This window comes from Methylorubrum rhodesianum, assembly GCF_014199985.1.
Classification (GTDB): domain Bacteria; phylum Pseudomonadota; class Alphaproteobacteria; order Rhizobiales; family Beijerinckiaceae; genus Methylobacterium; species Methylobacterium rhodesianum.
Genome location: NZ_JACHOS010000013.1, coordinates 23,411 through 44,920, shown reverse-complemented (window position 1 = coordinate 44,920; position 21,510 = coordinate 23,411). Strand labels below are relative to the sequence as shown.

The window sequence follows — 21,510 nt, the reverse complement described above, 5'->3', positions numbered from 1 at the left end:
CTCCGCCCTCGCGACGATCCCTCCGCTGACCGGGATCTGGCCCCGCGCCCCGTCCGGCCTTCTCCCGTTACCCGCATCGGGGCGTGCGAGGAGACAGCCATGGCAGGTGAGACGGATCTCGTCCGGCGAATCGGAATCGCGCATCCGATCATCCAGGCCCCGATGGTCGGGCCGAAGGCGCCGCTCGCGGCCGCCGTCAGCGCGGCCGGCGGGCTCGGCTCCCTCGGCTGCGCCGCGCTGACACCCGATCAGATCCGCGCCGAGGTGGCCGCGATCCGGGCGGTGACGGATGGGCCGTTCAACCTGAACTTCTTCTGCCACGCGCTGCCCGCCCTCGATCCGGCACGTGAGGCCGCGTGGCGGTCCGCCCTCGCGCCCTACTACGCAGAGTTCGGCCTCGATCCGGCGGCTCCGGTGGCGATGGCCAACCGCGCCCCCTTCGATGCCGCGATGGCCGAGGTGGTGGAAGAGCTGCGCCCAGCCGTCGTCAGCTTTCATTTCGGCCTGCCGGCGGAGCCGCTGCTGCGGCGGGTGCGGGAGGCCGGCTGCCTGATCCTGTCCTCGGCGACTACGGTGCGCGAGGCACGCTGGCTCGCCGAGCGCGGCGTCGATGCGGTCATAGCGCAGGGGGCGGAGGCCGGCGGCCATCGCGGCATGTTCCTCACCGACGCGGCGGCCTCGCAGGTCGGCACCATCGCCCTGGTGCCGCAGATCGCCGACGCGGTGAACGTGCCGGTGATCGCGGCGGGCGGCATCAGTGATCCCCGCGGCGTGGCGGCGGCCTTCGCCCTGGGCGCCAGCGCGGTGCAGGTCGGGACCGCCTATCTGCGCTGCCCCGAGGCCGGCCTCTCCGCGCCCTACCGCGCCGCCCTGAGCACGGCCCGGGACGAGGACACGGCCCTCACCAACGTGTTCACCGGCCGCCCCGCCCGCGGCCTGCTCACCCGCGCGGTGCGGGAACTTGGGCCGATCAGTGCGGTCGCGCCGGCCTTCCCCGGTGCTGCGGTCGCGCTCCAGCCCCTGCGCCCGGCCGCCGAGGCGCAAGGCTCGGGCGATTTCTCGCCGCTCTGGTCGGGGCAGGCGGTCGGCCTCTCGCGGGAGCGGCCGGCGGCCGACCTGACCCGCCTGCTGGCCAGCGGCGTTCCGGGCTGAACCACCAACGAGGAAGGGCCGCCCCGAGGGGCGGCCCTTCCACAATCCGAGACGGATCTCGAAAAATCAGCGCGAGTAGAACTCGATGACGAGGTTCGGCTCCATCTGCACCGGGTAGGGCACCTCGGAGAGGCCCGGGATCCGGGTGACGCGGGCGGTCATCTTCTGATGATCGACCTCGATGTAGTCCGGCACGTCGCGCTCGGCGAGCTGCGAGGCCACGACCACGATCTCGAGCTGGCGGGAGGCTTCCTTCACCTCGATCACGTCGCCGGCCTTGACCTGGTAGCTCGGGATGTTGACCCGGCGGCCGTTGACCTTGATGTGCCCGTGGTTGACGAACTGGCGCGCGGCGAACGGGGTCGCGACGAACTTCGAACGGTACACCACGGCGTCGAGGCGGCGCTCGAGCAGGCCGATCAGGTTCTCGCCGGAGTCACCGCGCAGGCGGATCGCCTCGGCGTAGTAGCGGCGGAACTGCTTCTCGGTGATGTTGCCGTAGTAGCCCTTGAGCTTCTGCTTGGCGCGCAGCTGCGTGCCGAAGTCGCTCATCTTGCCCTTGCGGCGCTGGCCGTGCTGGCCGGGGCCGTACTCGCGGCGGTTCACGGGGCTCTTCGGGCGGCCCCAGATGTTCTGGCCCATGCGGCGATCGAGCTTGTGCTTCGCCTGGACGCGTTTTGACATCGCTGTTCCTCTGGAACAAATTTTTGAGGAACGCGCCCTCCTCTCCCTCTTCGCCGGAGCGGCGAGGACGACAGGGCGGCTGTTACCGCCCACGGGTGCGCATGAAATGCGACGGGGCCCCAAACCGGAGCCCCGTACACGAGCGGGTGCCTAGACGAGAACGCCGGCACGGTCAATGCCGCGGCCCCTGTCACCCTCGGCCGCAGCCGATCCTCACCTTTCATTAACCCTCGTATCGCCTGAATCAGACGAGAAATTCCCCCGAGCATCGACGGAGCGCCGACCCATGCCGACGCCAACCACCCGCGCCAGCCTCATCGGCCTCGCGCTGACCGGAAGCCTGATCGCCGGCCCGGCCCGCGCGGACTTTCAATCCTGCCTCTCCGGCATCCAGGCGCAGGCCGCAGGCGCCGGCGTCTCGGCACAGACCTTCCGCACAGCGACGGCCAACATCGCCTACGACGAGAAGGTGATCGAGCTCTCTCAGGCCCAGCCCGAATTCAAGACGCCGATCTGGGACTACATGTCGGCGCTGGTCGACGAGGAGCGGGTCGAGGACGGGCGCGCGGCCATGCGCCAGCACGCCCAGGCGCTCGCGAATGCCGAAGCGCGTTACGGGGTCGACCGCTACACCATCGCCGCCGTCTGGGGCGTCGAATCGAATTTCGGCAAGAACCTCGGCAAGATGCCCCTGGTGCAGTCGCTGGCCACGCTCGCCTGCTCCGGCCACCGGCGCCGCGAGTTCTTCCGCACCGAGCTGATCGCGACACTCAAGATCATCGAGCGCGGCGACATCGAGGCTTCGCGGCTCACCGGCTCCTGGGCCGGTGCCTTCGGCCAGACGCAGTTCATGCCCACCACCTATCAGCGCCTCGCAGTCGACGGCGACGGCGACGGGCGGCGCGACGTGGTCGATTCGGTGGCCGACGCGGTCGCCTCCACCGCCAACTTCCTGCGCGTCGCCAAGTGGTCGAACGCCCAGCCCTGGGGTTACGAAGTGCGGCTTCCCCGCGGCTTCAACGTCGCCGCCGCCGGCCGGAAGAACAAGCACGCCGTCGGCCACTGGGCCTCGCTCGGCGTCACCCGCGTCGACGGCCGGCCGCTGACGGGGGAGGGGCCCGCCGGCATCCTGGCGCCGGCCGGCATCAACGGCCCGGCCTTCCTCGTCACCAAGAACTTCGACGCGATCTACTCCTACAACGCCGCCGAATCCTACGGTCTGGCCATCGCCGTACTGTCGGACCGCCTGCGCGGCCGCCCCGGCGTCCAGGCCGATTGGCCGACCGACGACCCGCCGCTCTCCCGCGCCGAGCGCCGTGACCTCCAGAGCCGCCTGATCGCCCGCGGCTACGATGTCGGCGAGCCGGACGGCAAGGTGGGCTCGAAGACCCGCGAGGCGATCAAGGACGTCGAGCGCCAGCTCGGCATGCCGGCCACGGGCCGGCCGGGCGGCAAGGTGCTGGAGGCGCTGCGGCGGGGGTGAGGTCTCTCACCCTACAGCTTCGGCTTCGCTCAGAGCTCCGGAAAGCGGACTTTCACCACGTTGACGAAGGTTTCCGCCTGCTCGACGGCCCATAGGCCGTCCTCCGCCGGCAGCACGTCGCCGAAGTAGTCGGAGGAGAGGCGAAGCTTCTCGACTTGGTTCAGCGAGCGTCCGAAAGCGGGGTCGATCCGGTCCGTGGCGACGAGATACTGGCCGAAGGCCATGATCAAGCCGCGATGCGTTTTGATCGTGGCGATCGGCGCGGTGCCTTCGGGAAGAAGCATCAACGCAGCGCGGGCGGCATCGAACATCGCGTAGTACGCCCGGTTGCAGGCACCCTCGGCATCACCGGCATGGAGAAGCACGCGTGCGCTCGCCAGAGCGCGCTCCGCCTTCCGCATGAAGGAGGAGGGGTCGGGCGTCTGGCTCACAGACGCACCCCGTCGCGCCAGATCGCGTCGATGAGGGCCGGATTGCTGAATGCGACCCGGCCCTCTAGCTCGTCTTCCCAGAGCGGAAGCGGATCAACGAGAACACCCGTTTCCATCAGGATGTCGAAGGCGATCCCGGCCATGTCTCTCGACGCGGAACGTCGGTCGCCTGAAGTGCCAGTGCCAGCGAGCACGACGGCCAAGTCCGCGTCGCTGTCCTTGCCATGGCTGGCGCGCGCCCGGCTTCCGAACAAGATCCCGCCCCGCACCGGATAACGGCCATCGAGCCTTTTGAGGAAGATCCCGGCCACGTCCAGGATCTTGCGCTCAACCAACCTCTTAGATGTGCTGTTCGTCCTCATCGCGGGCGCGTCCAATGCCGAGCGTGCTTGGGCGGCATTCAACTTACACAACGCAGTCGAAGGGCCAAGGTGCGCCGTCCCTTCCTTTGAAAGCGCTCTCCTGCGGGGATCCCGTTGCCACCGGGCGCCTCGCACGGTGCCGGCCAATAAAAAACCCGCCCCGAGCATCTCGGGACGGGCGCATCGGCGGAAGCGGCTCCGCGGAACCGCTCCTCGAAACGGATCACTCCGCGGCGGCGGGCGCCTTCTCGGCCTTGGCGGGGCGGTCGTTGCGCTCGACGATGCGGGCCGACTTACCGCGGCGGTCACGCAGGTAGTAGAGCTTGGCGCGACGGACCTTACCGCGCCGGACCACCTTGATCGAATCGATCATCGGGGAGTGGACCGGGAACACGCGCTCCACGCCCTCGCCGTAGGAGATCTTGCGGACGGTGAAGCTCTCGTTGAGGCCGCCGCCGTTGCGGGCGATGCAGACGCCCTCGTAAGCCTGGACGCGGGTACGCTCGCCTTCCTTCACGCGGACGTTGACGATGACCGTGTCGCCCGGCTCGAAATCCGGAATGGTCTTGGCGAGGCGGGCAATCTCTTCCCGCTCGAGCTGCTCGATGATGTTCATGGAAATGCTCCGGCCGTTAGCGCCCGTCCGGTGAGGTCCGGGCGTCAGGATTTCGGCATCCTGTTGTGAGTTGGCCGGGCCTGTACCCGATGCGCGCGGCTTTGTCGATGGGCTCGCGCGAACGGCGACGTCAGTAGCGGGAGGGGATGATCATCGAGGGCGCGATCGGCGCCCGGATGTAGTCGGCGTGCCGCACGCGGTCCGGAAGCACGACCGGCGGCTGATCGACGGCGCCGTAGGGAACCTGCTCCAGCAGGTGGCTGATGCAGTTCAGGCGGGCCCGGCGCTTGTTGTCCGCCTCGACCACCCACCAGGGCGCCTCCGGGATGTGGGTGCGCGCCAGCATATCCTCCTTGGCGCGGGTGTAGTCCTCCCAGCGGCGGCGCGATTCGACGTCCATCGGCGAGAGCTTCCACTGCTTGAGCGGGTCGGCGATGCGCATCCGGAAGCGCAGGGCCTGCTCGGCATCGGTGATCGAGAACCAGTACTTCACCAAGCGGATGCCCGAGCGCACCAGCATGCGCTCGAATTCCGGCACGGAGCGGAAGAACTCCTCGACCTCGGCCTCGGTGCAGAAGCCCATGACACGCTCGACGCCGGCGCGGTTGTACCAGGAGCGGTCGAACAGCAGGATCTCGCCCGCGGCCGGGAGGTGGGCGACGTAGCGCTGGAAGTACCATTGCGTGCGCTCGCGCTCGCTCGGGGCGGGCAGCGCCGCCACGCGGCAAATGCGGGGATTGAGGCGCTGGGTGATGCGCTTGATGACGCCGCCCTTGCCGGCCGAATCACGGCCCTCGAAGATCACGACGACCCGCAGGCCCTCGGTCTTCACCCAATCCTGCAGGAGGACCAGCTCGTGCTGGAGCCGGAGCAGTTCGCGGAAATACGTGCGGCGGGGCAGCGTGTCGCCGTCATCATGGTCCTCGTCGAAGCTGAGTTCCAGCTCCTCGTCGTAGCTGTCGGCCAGTTCGCGACGGATCGCCTCGAAATCACGGGCGTGGAGGCGGCTGTCGTCGCGCATGGAGGCCCTGTCCGGTCGTCGGCTCTTGCACGACGCGTTAGAGCATCCTCGTGTGACAGACCGGCGAAGGCGGCCGGCAACTTCCGGGCCCCGCGTCCGTTGAGTCGCCGCTCGGCCGCGCTGATCCGCTCTCCGCTCCGATCCGGTGCAAGCCCGATCAGTTGCGGACGGAGCCGGTCGTGGTCACGGCCGCGTGGGATTTCGCGGCGGAGGCTGTCTCCTTGGACGCCGGTTTCGGTTTGGACGACTCGGCGGCCTTCTCGTCCTTGCCCGGCTTCTCGTCCTTGCCCGGCTTCTTGGCGAGCACCTTGCTGAAGGCGCTCACATCGCCGTCGGCATCGGCGACCGCGATGCGGTTCGATTTGGCGGAGCCCGCCTTGGCCTCACCCGCCTTGGCCGGCTCCTGCACCGCCACCACCGTCGTCGGCTTCTCGTGCGCCTTGCGGGCGGCCGCGGCCTTGGTCGGGCCGGGCGCGTCGGCTGAGGCCGCCGCGACAAGGACGGGCTTGCCCTTGGCATCGACCTCGAACTCGTTCGGTCCGAGTGCGAGGCTTTCCGGCCGGCTGACCTCGCCGAGGTGATAGCGGCCGTACTCCTTCGCGGTGTAGGCCAGTTCCTTCTCCTTCTCCTTCTCGTTCTCGATCAGGCTGGCGAAGGTCGGCCCTTCGGGCTTCTGCGGACGGAAGACCGGGTTCTGTCCGCCGTCGTCGTAGACGACGCGGGTCGCGGGCGTGCCCTTGGCGATCAGCTCGGCCACGTCGTGGCTGTCGCGGTCGCGCTTCTCGGCCACCAGCGGATCGACCCGCGGGGTGCAGTTGCCCGCCGCTACGTCGGCGCCGCCGAACACGTATCGGGTGCCGCAGGCCGCGACCCGCGGCTCCTCCTTGAGGGTCTCGAAATAGTCCGAGCCCTCCTTGAGGTTCTTCCAGAACGGCGCGTTCGGGTCGTTGCGGAACTTGGCGATGTTCGCCGCCGTCATCCGGAACGGGTAGGACTGGAACTGGAAGGCGCGCTGACCGCCGTTGAAGGCCTCGCGGGCGATGGCGTAGATCTCGGCCATCGAGGCGTCGGTCATGGCAAAGCAGCCCGACGACGAGCAGGTGCCGTGCACCATGATGTAGTTGCCGGTGCCGCCCTTGGCCCGGTCGACGGCGTTCGGGTAGCCGACGTCGAAGGACAGGTAGTAGCTGGAATTCGGGTTCATCTGACCCGGCGTGATCGTGTAGAAGCCCTCCGGCGCCTGGCGGTCACCCTGCTTCAGCTTGGGGCCGAGCTGACCCGACCAGCGGCAGATCGGGAAGGTCTTCAGCAGCGCGTACTGGCCGTTCGCGCCGCGCTTCCACACCTCCATCTCCGCTTCCTTCTTGAAGGCACGGATCAGGATCGGGTCCGATTGGCTCATGCCCTTGGTCTGCATGAGCGCGAGCGTCTGGGGCGGGATTGGGGTGAGGCTGCGGGTCGAGGCGCCGCCGAGCATGGCGCTGTCCTGGCAGGCACCGAGGGTCATCGCGAGGGCGACGGCAGCAGCCGCCACGAACGGACGCACAGCCATGGGGAACCCGTCCTTACGTGTCCTTGCCCGCCGGGCACCTTCCGGCCCTTTTGCGGACGTCACTCCCCGAACCCAATAGCCTCGCTAAGCTTACCCGGAGCTTACCGCAATGCGCTCATCCACATTGTGGACAGGCGTTGCAGGATGGTCACGGTTCCGCTGAAAACCGCCTGCGCTGTCGCAGCAGATCTTTCACGAAGGCGTCATCGGCGGGATCGGCGAAGCGGACACCTACGGAGGACGAGCGGACCTCGACCCTGAGCCAGTCGAGATGGGGCGCCTGCTCGAGAACGCTCGCGGCCCGATCGTCACCCTGGTGAAGCTCGAGCATGGTGAGGTGGTTGTCCGCGCCGCGCGCCTGCGCCCGCGTCGCGAGCGCGTCGTGGATGGAATGGACCGTCGCCGCGTCGGTCGGGAGGGCGGTCATCAGATAGAAGCGGTTGCGGGCGCCGGGCCGGTCCAGCGCCGCGCGAAGCCGCCGCACGCCGGCCTGCAGGAAGCGGTAATCCTCGTCGCTGGCCGCCGGATCGTGGTGGTTGAACACGAAGGGAATCGCGTGCCGCTCGCGGTAGAGGAGATGGCGGCACCGGGTCTCGTCGGGGACACGGCGCTCGCCGAGCGGTGTGCTCTCGTAGTGGCGCCGGTCGAGCAGATCGGAGAAATCGTCGGCGAGGCAGTCGCGCACCATGCCCGGCGACGAGAAGATCCAGTCGAACGGGGCCGACCAAGTCCGCAGCCCGAGGGTCTTCAGGATCTGCGCGGTGTGACAATGGCTGCCGAGCGAGATGTGATTGACGGGGCCGGGCTCGCGGGCGTCGCGCCGGCCGAGGCGGCGCAGGCTGCCGAGCAGGCCCGCGCCGAAGACCCGCGTCACAGCTTGCGGCCGATCTCGAGGAATTTCTGGGCGCGGCGGTCGCGGATCTCGTCGCGGCCGAGGCCCTCGAACTCCGACAGCGCGCGGGCGATGGCCTCGCCGGTCGCGTCGAGCGCCATCTGACGGTCGCGGTGGGCACCGCCGGTGGCCTCCGGCACGATCGCGTCGATGATGCCCAGTCGCAGCAGGTCCTGCGCCGTGATCTTCATGGCGGTGGCCGCGTCGTGAGCGCGGCCCTGGTCGCGCCATAGGATCGAGGCGGCGCCCTCCGGCGAGATCACGCTGTAGATGGCGTGTTCCAGCATCAGCACCGTGTTGGCGGTGGCGATGGCGATGGCGCCGCCCGAACCGCCCTCGCCGATGACGACGGCGACGTTCGGCACGCCGAGGGCGAGGCAGGCCTCCGTCGAGCGGGCGATGGCCTCGGCCTGGCCGCGCTCCTCCGCCTCGATGCCGGGGAAGGCGCCGGCGGTGTCGACGAAGGCGAGGACCGGCAGGCCGAAGCGGTCGGCCGTTTCCATCAGGCGCACCGCCTTGCGGTAGCCCTCCGGACGGGCCATCCCGAAATTGTGCCGCAGGCGCGCCTCGGTGGTCGCTCCCTTCTCCTGGCCGATCACGCAGACGGGGCGTCCGCGGAAGCGCCCGAAGCCGCCGAGAATCGCCTCGTCCTCGCCGAAGCTGCGGTCGCCGGCGAGCGGTGTGAATTCATCGATCAGCCCGGCGCAGTAATCAACGAAGTGAGGGCGTTGCGGGTGGCGGGCGACCTGCGTCTTCTGCCAGGGGGTCAGGGCGGCGTAGATCTCGGCGAGAGCCTGGGCCGCCTTGCCTTCGAGCCGCCCGACCTCCTCGCTGATCGAGACCGCGCCGTCTCGTTGGCCCAGGGCCTTGAGTTCCTCGAGCTTCGCTTCGAGTTCCGCCACGGGCTTCTCGAAGTCGAGATAGGAGCGCATCACCGCCATCGATCGTCGGTCCAACTCTTGTTCGGCAGCCGCGCATCCGCCCGGCATCCTGCGGCCGGCTGGCGCGAGGTGTTCGGGGAAGCGGGCATGGGTGTCAACCGTCGCTTTGCGTCAGGGCGTGCGGCGCAGCAAGATCGACTTCACCGGTCCGATGAGGCAAGCCGAGAGCGAGAGGGTCCGCGCGGCCCGCGAACCGGAGGGAATCCATGAGCCTGAAAGGGAAAGCCGCCGTCGTCACCGGCTCGACGAGCGGCATCGGCCTCGCCATCGCCCGCGGCCTCGCCGGGCAGGGCGCGAACGTGGTCCTCAACGGCTTCGGCAAGCCCGAGGAGATCGAGCGGACCCGGAGCGGCATCGAGAGCGAGTTCGGGGTCAAGGCCGCCTACTCGCCCGCCGACCTCACCCGGGCCGATGCGATCGGCGGCCTGATCGAACTCTCGGTCGAGACGTTCGGCAGCATCGACATCCTCGTGAACAACGCGGGCATCCAGTACGTCTCGCCGATCGAGGAGTTTCCGATCGAGAAGTGGGACCAGATCATCGCGCTCAACCTCTCCTCCGCCTTCCACACCCTGCGCGCGGCCGTGCCGCACATGAAGGCGAAGGGGTGGGGCCGGGTCATCAACACGGCCTCGGCGCATTCGATGGTCGCCTCGCCCTATAAGTCGGCCTATGTCGCGGCCAAGCACGGCATCGTCGGTCTCACCAAGACCGCCGCCCTCGAACTCGCCACCCACGGCATCACCGTCAACTGCATCTCGCCGGGCTACGTCTGGACCCCGCTGGTCGAGAGCCAGATCCCGGACACGATGAAGGCGCGTGGGCTGACCAAGGAGCAGGTGATCGAGGACGTGCTGCTCAAGGCGCAGCCGACCAAGGAATTCGTGACCGTCGACCAGGTGGCGGCGCTCGCCGTGTTCCTGTGCTCGGACGGTGCCAGCCAGATCACCGGCGCCAACCTCGCTATGGACGGCGGCTGGACGGCGCAGTAGCGCCGCCGACGCGGAGCGCGGCAGGGATGCCGCGCTCCTGTGCCCGGCTCAGCGGCGGGAATGCAGCAGCAGGGCGAGACCGTAGCCGACCGCACCGGCGATCAGCAGGGCGAGGAACGGGTTCTCGCCGACCTGGGTCTCGACGCGCTCGCGCCCGTCGCGCAGATAGGTGCCGCCGTGGCGGCTGACGCGGTCATAGGCGTCCTCGGCATAGCCGCCGACATCGTCGGCGATGTCGCGCACGGCGTCCTTGGCCTGACCGTAGATCCGCTGCGCCCGGCCCTCGGCCTCCCGATAGCGGCCCTCCAGCGAGTCCCGGTCGGAGCCGAGGGCGTCGCCCACCGCACCCTGCGCCCGGCCGCCGAAATCTTTCGCAGCACCGACGACGCGATCCGTATCAACCATGGCGGAACTCCTGTTCTTCCCTTGCCCGCCACCTTGGGAGTTTCGGGCGGGCGTCGGTCAGAAGAACGTGCGAGGACCGGATCGGTCCCGCGCCGCAGCGAAAAAGCGGTGATCGGGGCGCGGTTCGCGGCGCCGGCTAGCCCGCCTCCGCCAGCACGACGGCCCGTGGCGGCGGCAAGTTGGAGCGCAGCTCGCGGCTGACCGCCGAGGAGGTCGCGACCGTGCCGAGATTGACGTAGGTCTCGTGGTTCTTCTCGATCGCCGAGAGATCGTAGAGGTAGTTCACCATCAGTCCGTAGGACTGCTTCATGCCCTTCTTCGAGGTGTCGCCCAGGAAGTTCATCCGCTCCAGCCGGGCGCCGTTGCCGAGGTGGAAGCGGGCGACCGGATCGAGCGGGCGGCCCTTCTCGTTCTTGGCGCGCAGGAAATAGGCGGCCGCCGCCGGCAGCATGGCGCGCCGCACGGCCTCGCACTTCGCCTTGTCGCCGCGCCAGTCGTCGGTATCGAGCAGGCGAAGCGTCTCCACATCCTCCCGCGTCAGCCCCTGCGGGGCGTCGGCGCCGCGCTCGCGGTCGAGCCAGGTGCGGAATCCGGGCACCGGCGAGAGCGTGACGAAGGTCTTCAGCGAGGGGATTTCGCGGGCCAGATCCTCGACCACCTGCTTGATCAGGAAGTTGCCGAAGGTGACGCCGGCCAGACCTTTCTGGCAGTTCGAGATCGAGTAGAAGATCGCGGTCGTGGCGGCGCGCGCCAGCACCGGCTCGCGGCCATCGGCCAGGATCGGCTGGATCGCCGGAGCGATGGCGTTGGTGAGCGCCACCTCGACGAAGATCAGCGGCTCGTCGAGCAGGGCCGGGTGGAAGAAGGCGTAGCAGCGCCGATCCGTCGGCTCGATGCGGCGGCGCAGTTCGTCCCAATCGGCGATTTCGTGGACCGCCTCGTAGCGGATGATCTTCTCGAGGATGTGGGCCGGCGTCGACCAATCGATCGGCCGCAGCACCAGGAAGCCCCGGTTGAACCACGACGCGAAGAGGTGCTCGAAATCGCTGTCGAGGCTCACCGCGGCGTCGATCGTGTCCGGGGCCGCGCCGCGATCCTTCAGGCGCTTGCGCAGGGCGAACAGGTCCTCGCGCATGCGCACGAGCGCCAGGGTCCCGCCACGGGCGAGGTTGAGCCGGCGGATCAGTTCCTGCGAGCGGGGCTCGGCGGCCTCGTGCAGCAGGCCGAGGCGCGCCCGGGTCGGCTCGGCCCGGTAGGCGGCGATCGCCGCATCGACCGCATCGTGGTCGGCGCCGAACTCCGTCGCGACCAGTTCGAGGAAGGCGAGCCGTTCGTCGATGGGGAAGGCCGCGTAGCGATCGAGGATCAGGCGGGCGAGCGCCACTCCGGATGCCTCGCCCCGGCGGGAGATCAGATCCTCGCACAGCCGCGCGAGGTCGGCCGGACTCGCCGTCCGAGCCAAGTCGGTGCGGGCCAAGCCGATGAGATCGCGGCCCCGATCGCTGATGGTCTGGATGAGATCACCGAGGAACGAGATCGCCGCCATGACCGAACAAGCCCTTGGATCTGTCGAGCCGACCCGTGGCAGGCTCGGCTGTTGCCGGAACCTAGGGCCTCGGCCGTGTCGGCGCCAGACATGCGCGGTATGACAATCCCGTTTCGATTCCGCCCGCGTATGCCCGCCAGCCGGGTTTCACCAAAAAAAAGCTGCTTCAGCCGGCCGATCGATGCCGCTCAGAGATCCGCCTCCGCATGCGGCGCGAGATCCACCGTGTCGGCCCGCTCGCGCCAATCCGTCACGCCACGTGCGCGGGCGAAACGGATCTCCGCCGCCCTCAGGGCGCGCTCCGGATCGCGGGCGCGGGCGATCTCCACGAAACCGACCGTGAAGGGAACTCCGAGGATCTGCTTCGCGAAGTGGACGCGGTAGTTCGGCATACACGACTCCTTGTGTTGAAGCGGCTGCCAGGCGCTTGGAGAAGATGTGCGCTATCGCGCTTCCATCCGCAACCGCCGGCCCGGCCAAGCCGCTGCAAAGGCTGTGCCTTTTTCCGTGCAAACCATCATATGGGTGTGGCACCGAAGGGATGCTACCATCAGGCGTCTGAACGGAAACGGACACTCTGCCGCGCGGCAATCGCAGGGGCCCTTTCCCGGCAGGGGCTGGCCTTCCGGTTCAAGCCTGCCGTATGGGGCGGTCCATGCAGCCTGCTCCCTCCCTCGGCGCCCCGCCGGCCCGTTTCCCCGCGCTCCCGGCGCCGCAGCGATGAACGGCGACACGAGGGATGGACGCGCCATCCCGCCGACGACCCGACTCGGGCTGACGCTGATCGCGGGCGGCGCGGTCGCCAACATCTACTACAATCAGCCGCTTCTCGCGGTCCTCGTCGCGGAGTTCGGTGATCGGGCGGCCCTGCTCGTGCCGACCGCCAGCCTCGTCGGATACGGGCTCGGCATCCTGTTCCTCGTGCCCCTGGGCGACGCGCTGCCGCGGCGCGACCTCATCGTGTGGCAGTTGCTCGGCTTGGCGGTGGCGCTGGTCGCCGCCGCGCTGAGCCCGAACCTCGCCGTTCTCGCGGCGGCGAGCCTCGTCACCGGCGTGCTCGCCTGCGCCGCGCAGCAGGCGGTGCCCTTCGCCGCCGAACTCGCCCCCGATGCGAGCCGGGGGCGGATCGTCGGCGGCGTGATGACGGGTCTGCTCTCCGGAATCCTGCTCGCCCGTACCGCGAGCGGTTTCGTCGGCGCGCATTTCGGCTGGCGCGCCGTGTTCTTCGCCGCGGCCGGCCTCGCGCTGGCGATGGCGGGGGTGGCGCTGCGCACCCTGCCGCGCAGCGCGCCGACGCGGCGCCTGCGCTACCGCGCGCTGATGCTCTCGCTGCTGCATCTGGTGCGCAGCCAGCCGGTCCTGCGCAACGCCAGCCTGTCGCAGGCGCTGCTGTTTGCCAGCTTCAACGCCTTCTGGGCGACGCTGGCGCTCCTCGTCGAGGCACCGCCCTTCGATCTCACGGCGGCGGGCGCGGGGCTGTTCGGCGTCATCGGCGTCGCCGGAGCATTGATCGCCCCGTATTCCGGCCGCTACAGCGACCGGCGCGGCGCCCGGCCCGTGGTCATCGCCGGAAGCGCGTTCGTCGCGGCGGCCTTCGTCGTGCTCGCTCTGGCCGGACAGGTGTCGCTCGTCGCCATCGCCGCGGGCGTGCTGCTCCTCGACATCGGCATCAACGGCGCGCTGATCGCCAATCAGACCCGCGCCTACGCCCTCGCGCCGGGCGCGCGCGGTCGAGTGAACACCGTGCTGTTCACCGCGGTCTTCATCGGCGGGGCGGCCGGTGCCTTCCTCGGCTCGCGGGCCTTCCTCCTCGCCGGCTGGCCCGGCGTGTGCGCCGTCGGCGGTGCCTTCGCGCTCGCCGCGCTGGCCGTGTCCTGGCTCGGCGGCCGGCCCCGGCCTACTTGAGCACCCGCGAGAGGCGGCACCACGCCGCCTTGTCGGGGGGCAGGCCGAAGCGCAGTCGGGAGGGCGATTCGGCGAAGCGCCGAACATAGATCCCGGCCTCGCCCAGCGCTCGGAACAGGCCGGGACCGTCAGAGAACTCCGCGGTGCGGAACAGGGCGGTGCCGCCGACGAGGCGCCCACCGGCCCGCCCGATCATCCGGTCGAGGCGGGCCGCGTCCTGCGCCCGCGCCGCGGCAGCCTCCCGGCGCCACGCCGCATCCGGCAGCGCAGCGAGGCCCGCCACGATCGCCGGACCCGAGACCGCCCAGGGACCCAGCGCAGTTTCAATGCGCCGCGCCAGCGCCGGCTCGGCCAGCGCGAAACCGAGCCGGATTCCGGCGAGTCCGTAGGTCTTGCCGAAGGAGCGCAGGACCACAAGGCCGGGCCGCGGCGAGACCGCCTCCACCGGCTCCAGGTCGGCGAAGGCTTGATCGAGCACGACGAGGCCGGCACCGGCGCACCCCAGCGCGGTGGTCGAGAACACGCGCCCGTCGGGATTGTTGGGGCTCACCGCGACCAGAACCTCGGCGTTCCCGGCTTCCGCCGGATCATCCACCATCCGCACCGCATGGCCGGACCGGGTCCAGGCGGCGGCGTGCTCGGCATAGGTCGGCCCGACCACCGCGACCCGGCAGGGCGGCCGCAAGCGCGGCAGGGTCTCGATCAGGATCTGCGTGCCGGGCGCGGCGACGATATGGTCCGGCCCTGCCGCGCCGTAGGCCGCCGCCGCCGCGGCCTTGAGCCGCGCGAGGTCGCCGGGGGAGGGCAAGCGGTGAAGGACACTGGCTTCAAAGGGCGGCAGCGGATAGGGCACCGGGTTGATGCCGGTCGAGAGGTCGAGCCACGGCTCGGGTGCGGCCGGAAACAGTTTCCGGGCCGCGTCGAGATCGCCGCCATGCGCGATGGCGTCCGTCGAACCGTCCTCCAGCACCTCGCGTCCGTCCATCCCGCCCTGCACCGACCCTGCCAACGATGCCCTGGATCGCCCTGACCCACCCGCCCGACACCCTCGGCGTCCTGGCGCTGGCCCTGCTGCTCGAGGCCTTGGCGGGCTATCCCGACCGCCTCTACAGGGCGCTCGGCCACCCTGTCACCTGGATCGGCCGGCTGATCGCCGCGCTGGAGCGCGGGCTGAACCGGGGCGGCGCCGCCGCGCGCCGGCTCGGCGGCATCCTGGCGCTCGCGCTTCTGCTGACGGTCACGGCCGCTTTCTCTCTCACCCTGACCGCGCTCGCCGCACTCGCCGGCCACGGCTTCGGCATGGTGCTGCTGGCCTTGCTCGCCGCGAGCCTGCCGGCGCAGCGCAGCCTGTTCGTTCATGTCCGGCGCGTCTCCGCCGCCCTACGGGCGGAGGGGCTTCCCGGCGGTCGCGCGGCCGTCTCGATGATCGTCGGGCGCAATCCCGACAGTCTCGACGAGGCGGCGGTGTGCCGCGCTGCGATCGAGAGCCTTGCCGAGAATTTTTCCGACGGCATCGTCGCGCCGGCCTTCTGGATCGGCGCCGGTGGCCTCACCGGCGGCGCACTCTACAAGGCGATCAACACCGCCGACAGCATGATCGGCCACCGCACCCCGCGCCACGAGGCGTTCGGCTGGGCCTCCGCCCGCCTCGATGACCTCGTCAACCTGCCGGCCTCGCGGCTGACGGCCCTGCTGCTGGTCGTGTCCGCTGCCCTGAGCCGGGACGTGTCCGCGGCGGGCGCGTGGCGGGCGATCCGCCGCGACGCCGGCCGCCACCGCTCGCCCAATGCCGGCTGGCCCGAGGCGGCGATGGCGGGGGCGTTGGGCCTGCGGCTCGCCGGTCCGCGCATCTACGGCGCCACCCGCGTCGAGGATGCCTGGATGGGCGACGGGCGGGCGGAGGCCGGCCCCGACGACATCGTGCGGGCGCTGAAACTCTACCGGACGGCCTGCGCGCTGCAATTCACCCTGGTCTTTGCCGGAGCCGGCATCTGGCTCTACGCTTTCTGAAGAGCGCCGGCCGCTGACCGGATACCTCCGAAGATCGAGTTCCAATTGCTCGAACTGAACAGGAGATTGCGGCCATGCGCCCCGTCAGTTGCATCTGTCTTGCCCTCTTCCTTGGATCTGGCCTGACCGCGGCGAGCGCCAAGGACACGATCCTGGAACCCGAGGGCAAACCCTATAGCTTCAAGGAAGACTTGCGCGGATCGGGCAAGAAGGACGACGCAGCGGCCTATGACGTCAGCGGCATCGCCTGCATCCTGCGCGCCTCGGGCAAGCGGCGCTGCCTCGTCGTGAACGACGAGGGGCGCAAGGCTCAATTCCTGACGATCGACGACCGCAGCATCGAGCCCAAGAAGTCGATCGACCTGATCGGCAAGGCACCGGACCCTGCGACGCGTGGAACGGTGTTCGCCGGCAAGCAATGCCCGGACAAGAGCCCCGCCAAATTCAAGGAGTTCGACGGCGAGGGCGTCGCCTACGCCAGGCCGTACTTCTACGTCGTCGGCTCGCATGGCTGCGGCCGCAGGAAGGACACACTCAACACCTCGGCGATGATCCTCGCGCGCATCCGCGTCGATGACGAGGGCAAGCCGGATGTGGAGGACGACGAGAGGCCGGAGGCCGCCGTCGAGACCACCTATCGCCTCGGCGAGGTCCTGGCGGGGGCGGACCGCGTGGGCGCGTCCTTCCTCGAGAGCCTGAGCGAGGCGAACGGCCTCAATATCGAGGGGATCGCGGTGGTGAAGGACCGGCTCTATGCCGGACTGCGCGCGCCCACGATCGAAGGGGACGCCTTCCTCGTCGAGGCCGACGTCGATGCCCTGTTCGCCGACGGGCACGGCCCCTACCAGGGAAAACGGCGCACGATCCCGATCAAGGTCGGCAAGGATGCCGGGATCCGCGACCTCGCCGCCCTCGACGACGGGCGCCTGATCGTGCTCACCGGGCCGGCCCAAGAGCAGCCGAAGGTCGCCTACAAGCTCTTCCTGTTCGATCCCGGCAAGGGCGGCGACCCGCAGCCTCTCGGGGAGTTGGACGAGCTCGACGATGCCGAGCGCGCCGGCAAGCCCGAGGCGGTGACGGTGATCGGGCCGAACCGCGTGCTCGTCCTCTTCGACAGCCTCCGCAACGGCGGGCCGCGTGCCTACAAGGTGCCGGCCAAGCTGATGCCCGAGGAGTGACACACAATCCGTCTGAGGCGCGGCGTTCAGCGCAGGCGCAGCAGCCCGTCGCAGTCGAGATGGGCCTCGAGATGGTCGGCGAACCGGTCGAGCACCTCGTCGATGCCGGCCTCGTAGCGCGTGTCGCCCGGCGCGGCGCCGAGCCGGGTGAGCCAGGCGGCGCGCTGGCGGTCGTCGGCGAACAGGCCGTGGACATAGGTGCCGGCCACCAGCCCGTCGCGCGAGACCGCCCCGTCGGCCCGGCCATCGGAGAAGCGCAATAGCGGCCGGGCGGTGTCCGGTCCGCTCGTATCGCCGACATGCATCTCGTAGCCCGAGAACGGCTCGCCATCCGCGAGCGTCGTGCCGGTGACGGCGACGAGACGCTTCGCGTCCGTCATCACCGTCTCGACATCGAGCAGTCCGAGGCCCGGCAGAGCGCGCGGCGCGCCCTCGATGCCCTGCGGGTCGGCAATCGTGCGTCCGAGCATCTGGTAGCCGCCGCAGAGCCCCAGCACCCGCCTCCCGCGGCGGAGATGCGCGCGGATGTCGATGTCCCATCCCTGCGCGCGCAGACAGTCGAGGTCGTCGATCGTGGTCTTCGAGCCCGGCAGCACGATGAGATCGGCCTCCGCCGGGACCGGCGTGCCGGGGGGAACGAAGACGACGCCGACGCCGGGCTCCTGCCGCAGCGGGTCGAGGTCATCGAAATTGGCGATGTGGGGAAATCGAAGGACCGCGATCAGCGGTCCGGCGCCATCGCGGGGCGCCCGCACGGCCTCGAGCGCCACCGCGTCCTCCGGCGGCAGGCGGGCTGCGTCGGGGAAGAACGGCACGAGACCGAACGGAGACCAGCCGGTTCGCTCGGCGATCAGGGCCATGCCGTCGGAGAACAGGGTCGGGTCGCCGCGGAACCGGTTGACGATGAAGCCGCGGATCATCGCCGCGTCCTCTGGCTCCAGCACGGCCTGGGTGCCGACGAGGCTGGCGATGACGCCGCCCCGGTCGATATCGCCGACGAGCACCACCGGCGTGTCGGTCGCTCGCGCAAAACCCATATTCGCGATGTCGCCGCTCCGCAGGTTCACTTCGGCGGCCGAGCCCGCGCCCTCCACGAGCACGATGTCGGCCTCCCTGCGCAGCCGCTCGAAGCTGTCGAGCACCGATGCCATCAGGCGCGGCTTCCATGCCTGAAACTCGCGCGCCTTGGCGGTGCCGATCATGCGCCCCTGCACCACCACCTGCGCGCCGACCTCGCTCTGGGGCTTGAGCAGCACCGGGTTCATGTGCACCGACGGCGCCACCCGCGCGGCCCGAGCCTGCAGCGCCTGGGCGCGGCCGATCTCACCGCCATCGGCGGTGACGGCGGCGTTGTTCGACATGTTCTGCGGCTTGAACGGACGTATCGTCAGGCCGCGCCGAGTGAAGGCACGGGCAAGACCCGCCACCAGCAGCGACTTGCCGACATCGGACCCGGTCCCCTGGATCATCAGGGCGCGGGTCATGGGCGGTTCCTCGTTTCAGGCGCGGACATGGCTCTGCCATGGCACCGGCGCCGGGCCGCGTCGAGCCGGATCTATACGCGGTCGCGTCGAGCGAGCTTGGTCTCGAGCCAGTTCAGCGCACCGGCGGCGTCGGGGACAGCGGGCACCTCCGGCAGGGCGGGGCGGGCAACGATCACCACCGGCAGCCCGAGCCGGCGCGCGGCCTCGATCTTCGGATAGGTGGCCGCGCCGCCGGAATTCTTCGTCACCAGGACCTCGACCGCCGCCTCGCGCATGAAGCGAATCTCGTCCTCGAGGGTGAAGGGGCCGCGGGCGCTGACCGCCACGAGGTTCGGCACCGGCAACGCGTCGCCGACCGGCTCGATGCTGCGCACGATGTAGGCGTGATGCGGGGCGTGGGCGAAGACGGACACTTCCTGCCGGCCGATGGTGAGAAACACCCGTCTCGGCGCGGGCCCGAGGGCCGCGACACAAGCGGCGACGTCTCGAACCTCGCTCCAGTCGTCACCGGGCAGCCGCTTCCAGGCCGGACGGCGCACGGCGAGCAGCGGCACGCCGCCGGCCCCGCACGCCGCGGCCGCATTGGCCGAGATCCGCGCGGCGAAGGGATGGGTCGCGTCGATCACCGCCTCGATGCCGTTCTCGGCGACCCACCGCGCCAAGCCCTCGACGCCGCCGAACCCGCCGACGCGCATCGGCACCGGCTCGGGCCGAGGGGCGGCGGTACGGCCGGCCAGCGACAGGGTCACCGCGAAGTCCGTTGCGCGGGCGAGGCGGGCGACGAGCGCGCTGGCCTCGGTCGTCCCGCCGAGCACGAGGACCCGCCTCGCCCGATGATCGGGATTCGACGCGGGATAGAGAGCGGGAGAACCCTGGTCGGCGGCCCCGGACATTCGTACAACCTGTCTCGCCCGCGAAAGCCCGGAAGGCCGGGCAAGGTTTTCGACGTGAGACCCTTCTGCCGCGATTGCCTGACGATGCAAGCCGAGGGCGCCCTGCGCTGTCGCGGCTGCGGCTCGCCGCGGCTTCTCGCCCATCCGGCCCGCGATGTCCTCAGCATCGCCCATGTCGATTGCGACGCCTTCTACGCGGCGATCGAGAAGCGGGACGACCCGTCGCTTCGGGACAAGCCGCTCATCATCGGCGGTGGCCGGCGCGGTGTCGTCTCGACCGCCTGCTACCTCGCGCGGATCTCCGGCGTGCGCTCGGCCATGCCGATGTTCGAGGCGCTCAAGCGCTGCCCCGACGCCACCGTGCTGCGGCCCGACATGGAGAAATACGCCCGCGTCGGGCGCGAAGTGCGGGCGATGATGCTGGCGCTGACGCCGCTGGTCGAACCCGTCTCGATCGACGAGGCGTTCCTCGACCTCTCCGGCACCGAGCGCCTGCACGGCACGAGCCCGGCCCTGACGCTCGCCCGCTTCGCGGCGCGGGTCGAGGCGGAGGTGGGCATCACCGTCTCGGTGGGATTGTCCGCCAACAAGTTCCTGGCCAAGATCGCCTCCGACCTCGACAAGCCCCGCGGCTTCTCGATCATCGCCGGCGAGGAGGCCGCCGCCTTTCTCGCCGACAAGCCGGTCGGCATCCTGCCCGGCATCGGCGACAGCACCCGCAACCGGCTGGCCGCGCTCAACATCCATCGCGTCGGCGATATCGCGCGTGCCGATCCGGTGCGGCTCCAAGCCTCCCTCGGCCGTGACGCGTCACGTCTCGCCGATCTCGCCGCGGGCCGTGACCGGCGGCCGGTGCGCCCGACCCGGGAAGCCAAGAGCGTGTCGGCCGAGACGACCTTCGCCACCGATCTCGCCCGGTTCGAGGATCTGCGGCCGATCCTGTGGCGATTGTGCGAGAAGGTCTCGGCGCGGCTGAAGCGGGCGGAGCTCGCCGCCGGCAGCGTCACGCTGAAGCTGAAGGATGCCCGTTTCCGGCTGCGCACGCGGACCCGCGGCGGCTTGAAGCCGACGCAGCTCGCCGACCGGCTGTTCCACGAGGGCGAGCCGATGCTGCGGGCGGCCTGCGACGGCACCGCCTTCCGGCTGATCGGCATCGGCGGCGGCGACCTGTGCGGGGCGATCCATGCCGACCGCGGCGACCTCGCCGACCAGGGCATCGAGCGCGTCGCCCGCCGGGAGGCGGCCCTCGACCGGCTGCGGGACAAGTTCGGCAGCGCCGCGATCCAGCGCGGCCTCGTCTTCACCGGCGAACCGGAGCGACGGCGGACCTGAAGGAACCCGTGTCCGGGTGCTGCGTCGCGCGGCTCACCCGAAACGGCGCATCGCCTCAGGGCAGCTTTCGGCGATCCTGCGGTTCGGCACCGGTCTCCTCGCCGTCGCGGCGGATGACGCTGATGCTGCCGTCCCCCTCCAGCGAGGCGAGCCGCACGAGCGCCGGGTCGTCGATCCCCTGCAGGCGAAGCTGCGTCATCAGCTCGGAATGGGTGATCATCTCGCGGCGCATGTTCCGCCAGCAGAGGCGGCCATCGACGACGAGCGGCAGCCGCTTCGGTGTGATGAAGCGCTCGAAGGCCGGAGAGCGGAAGGCGAGCCAATCGATGGCGTAGTTCCAACCGACGATCGTGAGCACCAGCAGGACCCCTTCGGTCAGCGACTTGTACTCGTTCGAGAAGGCGTTCTGCGACACGTCGGCGATCAGGACGATGACCAGCAGGTCGGCCAGGCTCACGGCACCCGCCTGACGCTGCATGACGAAGCGCATGATGAGGAAGAGGACGAGGTACATGACGCTGCCGTGCAGGGCGATCTCCACCAGGGAGTGCTCCGGCACGAACAGCGCTCGCCAATCGGGCATCCGGTCCTCCGCCTCGCTCAGCCGCCCGGGACGACCCTTCGCCCATCG

General features: G+C 70.1%; 22 protein-coding genes. 7 read left to right on the top strand and 15 right to left on the bottom strand.

Going from position 1 to position 21,510, the window contains the following annotated elements:
• Positions 1-99: 99 nt before the first annotated feature.
• A complete protein-coding gene (locus HNR01_RS18855; RefSeq protein ID WP_183669076.1) occupies positions 100-1,152 on the top strand; it encodes an NAD(P)H-dependent flavin oxidoreductase in 1,053 nt (350 codons plus the stop codon).
• A gap of 66 nt (positions 1,153-1,218) precedes the next feature.
• On the opposite strand, the gene rpsD is transcribed toward HNR01_RS18855, so the two are convergent.
• A complete protein-coding gene (gene rpsD, locus HNR01_RS18850; RefSeq protein WP_017483343.1) occupies positions 1,219-1,836 on the bottom strand; it encodes a 30S ribosomal protein S4 in 618 nt (205 codons plus the stop codon).
• 286 nt (positions 1,837-2,122) lie between these two features.
• Here rpsD and HNR01_RS18845 point away from each other — a divergent pair, with 286 nt between their 5' ends.
• Positions 2,123-3,319: a lytic murein transglycosylase gene (locus tag HNR01_RS18845; protein WP_183669075.1), complete on the top strand. Its 1,197-nt coding sequence runs from the start codon at positions 2,123-2,125 to the stop codon at positions 3,317-3,319.
• Positions 3,320-3,348: 29 nt separating this feature from the next.
• On the opposite strand, the gene HNR01_RS18840 is transcribed toward HNR01_RS18845, so the two are convergent.
• The 7 genes from HNR01_RS18840 to HNR01_RS18810 form a co-directional block, all read right to left on the bottom strand.
• Positions 3,349-3,750 (bottom strand): HEPN domain-containing protein, encoded by a 402-nt coding sequence (locus HNR01_RS18840; protein ID WP_309236210.1) that lies wholly within the window; start codon positions 3,748-3,750, stop codon positions 3,349-3,351.
• Positions 3,747-4,112 carry a nucleotidyltransferase domain-containing protein gene (locus tag HNR01_RS18835; RefSeq protein ID WP_043376547.1) on the bottom strand — a complete coding sequence of 122 codons (366 nt, stop codon included), beginning with the start codon at positions 4,110-4,112 and terminating at the stop codon, positions 3,747-3,749. Before HNR01_RS18835 ends, HNR01_RS18840 begins: the two co-directional genes overlap by 4 nt.
• A gap of 223 nt (positions 4,113-4,335) precedes the next feature.
• The gene (rplS, locus tag HNR01_RS18830; RefSeq protein ID WP_012456963.1) at positions 4,336-4,728 is read right to left on the bottom strand and encodes a 50S ribosomal protein L19; all 393 of its coding nucleotides are present in this window, start codon (positions 4,726-4,728) and stop codon (positions 4,336-4,338) included.
• Between the two features lie 130 nt (positions 4,729-4,858).
• Positions 4,859-5,749, bottom strand: coding sequence for a polyphosphate kinase 2 (gene ppk2 / locus HNR01_RS18825; protein ID WP_183669074.1), 891 nt, complete (start codon positions 5,747-5,749; stop codon positions 4,859-4,861).
• 157 nt (positions 5,750-5,906) lie between these two features.
• Positions 5,907-7,301, bottom strand: a complete 1,395-nt coding sequence (locus HNR01_RS18820) for a L,D-transpeptidase family protein (protein WP_183669073.1) — start codon at positions 7,299-7,301, stop codon at positions 5,907-5,909.
• A gap of 148 nt (positions 7,302-7,449) precedes the next feature.
• Positions 7,450-8,175 (bottom strand): DUF1796 family putative cysteine peptidase, encoded by a 726-nt coding sequence (locus HNR01_RS18815; protein ID WP_183669072.1) that lies wholly within the window; start codon positions 8,173-8,175, stop codon positions 7,450-7,452.
• Complete coding sequence (locus HNR01_RS18810) at positions 8,172-9,125, bottom strand: acetyl-CoA carboxylase carboxyltransferase subunit alpha (protein ID WP_183669221.1); 954 nt, start codon at positions 9,123-9,125, stop codon at positions 8,172-8,174. The genes HNR01_RS18815 and HNR01_RS18810 overlap by 4 nt, the downstream gene beginning before the upstream one ends.
• A 215-nt stretch (positions 9,126-9,340) precedes the next feature.
• Here HNR01_RS18810 and HNR01_RS18805 point away from each other — a divergent pair, with 215 nt between their 5' ends.
• Positions 9,341-10,126, top strand: coding sequence for a 3-hydroxybutyrate dehydrogenase (locus HNR01_RS18805; RefSeq protein ID WP_017483351.1), 786 nt, complete (start codon positions 9,341-9,343; stop codon positions 10,124-10,126).
• A 48-nt stretch (positions 10,127-10,174) separates the two neighbouring features.
• On the opposite strand, the gene HNR01_RS18800 is transcribed toward HNR01_RS18805, so the two are convergent.
• The 3 genes from HNR01_RS18800 to HNR01_RS18790 form a co-directional block, all read right to left on the bottom strand.
• Positions 10,175-10,531 carry a CsbD family protein gene (locus HNR01_RS18800; protein WP_153873227.1) on the bottom strand — a complete coding sequence of 119 codons (357 nt, stop codon included), beginning with the start codon at positions 10,529-10,531 and terminating at the stop codon, positions 10,175-10,177.
• Positions 10,532-10,667: 136 nt separating this feature from the next.
• Entirely contained in the window at positions 10,668-12,077 is a 1,410-nt protein-coding gene (locus HNR01_RS18795; protein WP_183669070.1) for a malonyl-CoA decarboxylase, read from the bottom strand.
• Between the two features lie 188 nt (positions 12,078-12,265).
• Positions 12,266-12,469 (bottom strand): hypothetical protein, encoded by a 204-nt coding sequence (locus tag HNR01_RS18790; protein WP_017483354.1) that lies wholly within the window; start codon positions 12,467-12,469, stop codon positions 12,266-12,268.
• Positions 12,470-12,797: 328 nt separating this feature from the next.
• Between HNR01_RS18790 and HNR01_RS18785 the strand changes: the two genes are divergently transcribed.
• On the top strand, positions 12,798-13,982 hold the full coding sequence (locus tag HNR01_RS18785; RefSeq protein ID WP_183669068.1) for an MFS transporter: 1,185 nt from the start codon (positions 12,798-12,800) through the stop codon (positions 13,980-13,982).
• On the opposite strand, the gene cobD is transcribed toward HNR01_RS18785, so the two are convergent.
• Positions 13,975-14,967 carry a threonine-phosphate decarboxylase CobD gene (cobD, locus tag HNR01_RS18780; RefSeq protein WP_183669066.1) on the bottom strand — a complete coding sequence of 331 codons (993 nt, stop codon included), beginning with the start codon at positions 14,965-14,967 and terminating at the stop codon, positions 13,975-13,977. The genes HNR01_RS18785 and cobD overlap by 8 nt on opposite strands.
• A gap of 26 nt (positions 14,968-14,993) precedes the next feature.
• Between cobD and cbiB the strand changes: the two genes are divergently transcribed.
• Both cbiB and HNR01_RS18770 read left to right on the top strand, forming a co-directional pair.
• Entirely contained in the window at positions 14,994-15,992 is a 999-nt protein-coding gene (cbiB, locus tag HNR01_RS18775) for an adenosylcobinamide-phosphate synthase CbiB (RefSeq protein WP_183669064.1), read from the top strand.
• A 74-nt stretch (positions 15,993-16,066) separates the two neighbouring features.
• Entirely contained in the window at positions 16,067-17,170 is a 1,104-nt protein-coding gene (locus HNR01_RS18770) for a DUF3616 domain-containing protein (protein ID WP_183669062.1), read from the top strand.
• Between the two features lie 26 nt (positions 17,171-17,196).
• On the opposite strand, the gene HNR01_RS18765 is transcribed toward HNR01_RS18770, so the two are convergent.
• A complete protein-coding gene (locus tag HNR01_RS18765; RefSeq protein ID WP_183669060.1) occupies positions 17,197-18,654 on the bottom strand; it encodes a cobyric acid synthase in 1,458 nt (485 codons plus the stop codon).
• Positions 18,655-18,725: 71 nt separating this feature from the next.
• The gene (locus HNR01_RS18760; protein WP_183669058.1) at positions 18,726-19,547 is read right to left on the bottom strand and encodes a cobalt-precorrin-6A reductase; all 822 of its coding nucleotides are present in this window, start codon (positions 19,545-19,547) and stop codon (positions 18,726-18,728) included.
• 54 nt (positions 19,548-19,601) lie between these two features.
• Here HNR01_RS18760 and HNR01_RS18755 point away from each other — a divergent pair, with 54 nt between their 5' ends.
• Positions 19,602-20,879, top strand: a complete 1,278-nt coding sequence (locus HNR01_RS18755; protein WP_183669056.1) for a DNA polymerase IV — start codon at positions 19,602-19,604, stop codon at positions 20,877-20,879.
• A 55-nt stretch (positions 20,880-20,934) separates the two neighbouring features.
• On the opposite strand, the gene HNR01_RS18750 is transcribed toward HNR01_RS18755, so the two are convergent.
• The gene (locus tag HNR01_RS18750; RefSeq protein ID WP_183669054.1) at positions 20,935-21,462 is read right to left on the bottom strand and encodes a DUF421 domain-containing protein; all 528 of its coding nucleotides are present in this window, start codon (positions 21,460-21,462) and stop codon (positions 20,935-20,937) included.
• Positions 21,463-21,510 lie beyond the last annotated feature (48 nt).

Bases quoted from the DNA above. Each gene is read 5' to 3' on its own strand.
- HNR01_RS18765 (WP_183669060.1), bottom strand. From the start codon at position 18,654: ATGACCCGCGCCCTGATGATCCAGGGGACCGGGTCCGATGTCGGCAAG.
- HNR01_RS18855 (WP_183669076.1), top strand. From the start codon at position 100: ATGGCAGGTGAGACGGATCTCGTCCGGCGAATCGGAATCGCGCATCCG.
- HNR01_RS18810 (WP_183669221.1), bottom strand. From the start codon at position 9,125: ATGCGCTCCTATCTCGACTTCGAGAAGCCCGTGGCGGAACTCGAAGCG.
- HNR01_RS18800 (WP_153873227.1), bottom strand. From the start codon at position 10,531: ATGGTTGATACGGATCGCGTCGTCGGTGCTGCGAAAGATTTCGGCGGC.
- HNR01_RS18795 (WP_183669070.1), bottom strand. From the start codon at position 12,077: ATGGCGGCGATCTCGTTCCTCGGTGATCTCATCCAGACCATCAGCGAT.
- HNR01_RS18820 (WP_183669073.1), bottom strand. From the start codon at position 7,301: ATGGCTGTGCGTCCGTTCGTGGCGGCTGCTGCCGTCGCCCTCGCGATG.
- HNR01_RS18805 (WP_017483351.1), top strand. From the start codon at position 9,341: ATGAGCCTGAAAGGGAAAGCCGCCGTCGTCACCGGCTCGACGAGCGGC.
- ppk2 (WP_183669074.1), bottom strand. From the start codon at position 5,749: ATGCGCGACGACAGCCGCCTCCACGCCCGTGATTTCGAGGCGATCCGT.
- HNR01_RS18770 (WP_183669062.1), top strand. From the start codon at position 16,067: ATGCGCCCCGTCAGTTGCATCTGTCTTGCCCTCTTCCTTGGATCTGGC.
- HNR01_RS18750 (WP_183669054.1), bottom strand. From the start codon at position 21,462: ATGCCCGATTGGCGAGCGCTGTTCGTGCCGGAGCACTCCCTGGTGGAG.
- rplS (WP_012456963.1), bottom strand. From the start codon at position 4,728: ATGAACATCATCGAGCAGCTCGAGCGGGAAGAGATTGCCCGCCTCGCC.
- rpsD (WP_017483343.1), bottom strand. From the start codon at position 1,836: ATGTCAAAACGCGTCCAGGCGAAGCACAAGCTCGATCGCCGCATGGGC.
- HNR01_RS18760 (WP_183669058.1), bottom strand. From the start codon at position 19,547: ATGTCCGGGGCCGCCGACCAGGGTTCTCCCGCTCTCTATCCCGCGTCG.
- cbiB (WP_183669064.1), top strand. From the start codon at position 14,994: ATGCCCTGGATCGCCCTGACCCACCCGCCCGACACCCTCGGCGTCCTG.
- HNR01_RS18785 (WP_183669068.1), top strand. From the start codon at position 12,798: ATGAACGGCGACACGAGGGATGGACGCGCCATCCCGCCGACGACCCGA.
- cobD (WP_183669066.1), bottom strand. From the start codon at position 14,967: ATGGACGGACGCGAGGTGCTGGAGGACGGTTCGACGGACGCCATCGCG.
- HNR01_RS18790 (WP_017483354.1), bottom strand. From the start codon at position 12,469: ATGCCGAACTACCGCGTCCACTTCGCGAAGCAGATCCTCGGAGTTCCC.
- HNR01_RS18845 (WP_183669075.1), top strand. From the start codon at position 2,123: ATGCCGACGCCAACCACCCGCGCCAGCCTCATCGGCCTCGCGCTGACC.
- HNR01_RS18835 (WP_043376547.1), bottom strand. From the start codon at position 4,112: ATGAGGACGAACAGCACATCTAAGAGGTTGGTTGAGCGCAAGATCCTG.